General features: G+C 58.6%; 4 protein-coding genes. All 4 read right to left on the reverse strand.

Annotated features, from left to right (window positions below; translation table 11 throughout):
- Positions 1–145: 145 nt before the first annotated feature.
- Complete coding sequence (locus WLY71_RS30325) at positions 146–595, reverse strand: hypothetical protein (protein WP_347806517.1); 450 nt, start codon at positions 593–595, stop codon at positions 146–148.
- Positions 596–682: 87 nt separating this feature from the next.
- A complete protein-coding gene (copD, locus tag WLY71_RS30330; protein ID WP_347806518.1) occupies positions 683–1,618 on the reverse strand; it encodes a copper homeostasis membrane protein CopD in 936 nt (311 codons plus the stop codon).
- Between the two features lie 3 nt (positions 1,619–1,621).
- Positions 1,622–1,993, reverse strand: a complete 372-nt coding sequence (copC, locus tag WLY71_RS30335; RefSeq protein ID WP_347806519.1) for a copper homeostasis periplasmic binding protein CopC — start codon at positions 1,991–1,993, stop codon at positions 1,622–1,624.
- A 55-nt stretch (positions 1,994–2,048) separates the two neighbouring features.
- Positions 2,049–2,341, reverse strand: a 293-nt coding sequence (locus tag WLY71_RS30340) for a copper resistance protein B (protein WP_347806520.1), incomplete at its 5' end; no start/stop codon positions are given.

Genomic DNA, 2,341 nt, shown 5'->3' on the forward strand with positions numbered 1-2,341 from the left:
GTTTGGCGGTGTGTCGGGGTGATGCTCCTCGACGGCCAGAGCAACCAATGGGCTACTGATGAGCAGTGCGGCGACGAGTGTTTTGAAGTGTGTATGCATGGCAATCTCCAGTGAGTCAGGGACGTACAGGAAGTATTGAGCCGCGCTAAAGAGGCGAAGCCAAAGGGGGCGGCCGGAATTCCGGGCGCTTGGAGGACGGTTTTAATCGTTGAAGCGAACGAAGCGCAGGCGTGCTGGCGGACCTGGGTGGCGCCGGGCGGTGTAAGGTGAGAAACGCGAACGGAGTCTGGGAGCGGGCACTCAGAATCAGTGCGGGCAGCAGAAACACGACAGCCCAAAGGGTGTGTTCGAAGGTGGGCAGGGTCAGGGTGGGGCTCAGCGCTGTGGAGCTGTGTTCGCAGTATTGCAGGCAGCCGCTGGCATGCAGCTCATGACTGTCGACATGGTCAGCGCTGCGGATGATTTCATGGGCGACGGTCAGGTCATGAGGCAGCAGGCTCAGGCATCCCTGGCTCGCCGCTACTGCAAAGGCCAGCAGCCACAGTGCGAGCACTTGGCGGATCAGTAGCGGTAGGTGAGTGCGGAACCTGAGCATAGTGTGTACCCGATCCGAGGGGTTACCTTGAGCTTAGTCCCGAGCAAGAGGCCGTCATTGATCCATATCAACTGGTGCCCCTTTACGTTACTCCGCGCTCATTTCCATTTCCGGACTCAACGTCCCCAACCAAGCCACCAATCCCAAAATCAACACCGCCGCCGCCAATTCAACCACCACGCTGCGCCGCAACGTATTCGCTGCCACCCGATACTGACCCTCACGCAACGACCGCTCCAAAAACGGCCCCAGGTGAAACCGGTTAAACGCGGCGAGCACCAGCATCCCGGCAAACAGCGCGATTTTGATGGACAGCAAAATCCCGTAGGTACTGAGCAAGACATCGTCGAGCGTTGGGCCCACGATGAACAGGTAATTCACGACTCCCGTGACCGTGATGACGACCACGATCACTGCGCCCACCCATTCAAATCGGCGGACAGCCCGAGCCAGCAATCTGATGCGTTCCTCTGTTTGCAGATCGTTGATCTTTGCCATCAAGGCAAGCGCGACCAGCGCACCGAACCAGGCCCCCGAAGCCAGCAGATGCAAGATGTCAGTGATGAGATGCCAATAACGACGGCTGCCTTCATCCATCGCCCCATGACCGTTCCAGGCCAGGCTGGCCAAGGCGATGGCGCCGGCAAAAGACGCGATCAGCAGGCTGAGCCCGGGCGCACGTTGATTGAGCATCACCGCCAAACTGGCGATAACCAGCGCGATGATGCGCACGACCCAGGCCAACCCGACATCCGTCTCAAACACCATCATCTCGATATGCGGACGCAACTCGGCAAAGTCCGTCTCACCGCTCATGGCACTCGCCATCATCATCATGCTGGCGGCAGAAAGCAGCACGCCCAGCAACGCCGCCCCCGTCAACATCGACCGAAACGGCAACACCGCGGCCGATATTCGTTCCCGTTCTTTCAGGCTGTACAGCCCAAACAGCGCCACCCCAAACAGCAACATCAAATCCACATACAACCCAAAGCGCAGTGCAATGCTGACCGAGTCGCTCATCAATCACTTCACTTTGAACGTAACGTTGCCGGTGATCGGGTGGGTGTCCGACGACACGGCGCGCCATTCGACTTTGTAGGTGCCGACAGGCAGTGGCGAAAGCGGTGTGATGACCATGGTTTTCGGGTCGCTGCCGCCGGAGACTTTGGCTTTCATGGGCATGGGGGAGTGCGCCATGCCAGGCATTTCCGTCATGACCAATTTTGCGCCGGAGAACTGGGTCATGAGGTTTTCCGAGAAGTGCAGTTCGATCTTGCTCGGTGCCGCGCCATTCGCACCTTCCGCCGGAGTGGAGGAGAGCAGTTTCGGGTGTGCTTGAGCGAGCGCGCTCATGAGCAGTCCAATGGCTACAGCGGTAGTTTTAATCATGCGCATGCAAGGCCTCTTACCGCTTTAAGCGGTTGTTTTTTTGGTTGTTGAGTTAATGCGTTTAGAACCACAGCCGAATGCCAAGAACAAGGCGTGCTTCGCTGCGATCCTCACCTTCATCGTTGGCGTAATCGGCGGTTTTGCCGTAGGTGCGGTTCCAGGTCACGCCGATGTAAGGCGCGATTTCCCGGCGGATTTCATAGCGCAGGCGCAGGCCGGCTTCGGTGTTGGATAACCCGGAACCGACACCCCGTTGCGGATCGTTTTTGCCGTAGACGTTGAGCTCGGCGGTCGGCTGCAGAATCAGTCGGTTGGTGAGCAGGATGTCGTAGTCGCCCTCAAGTCGTGCAGCGG

Source organism: Pseudomonas rossensis (assembly GCF_039888995.1).
Lineage (GTDB): Bacteria > Pseudomonadota > Gammaproteobacteria > Pseudomonadales > Pseudomonadaceae > Aquipseudomonas > Aquipseudomonas rossensis.

Bases quoted from the DNA above. Each gene is read 5' to 3' on its own strand.
- WLY71_RS30325 (WP_347806517.1), bottom strand. From the start codon at position 595: ATGCTCAGGTTCCGCACTCACCTACCGCTACTGATCCGCCAAGTGCTC.
- copD (WP_347806518.1), bottom strand. From the start codon at position 1,618: ATGAGCGACTCGGTCAGCATTGCACTGCGCTTTGGGTTGTATGTGGAT.
- copC (WP_347806519.1), bottom strand. From the start codon at position 1,993: ATGCGCATGATTAAAACTACCGCTGTAGCCATTGGACTGCTCATGAGC.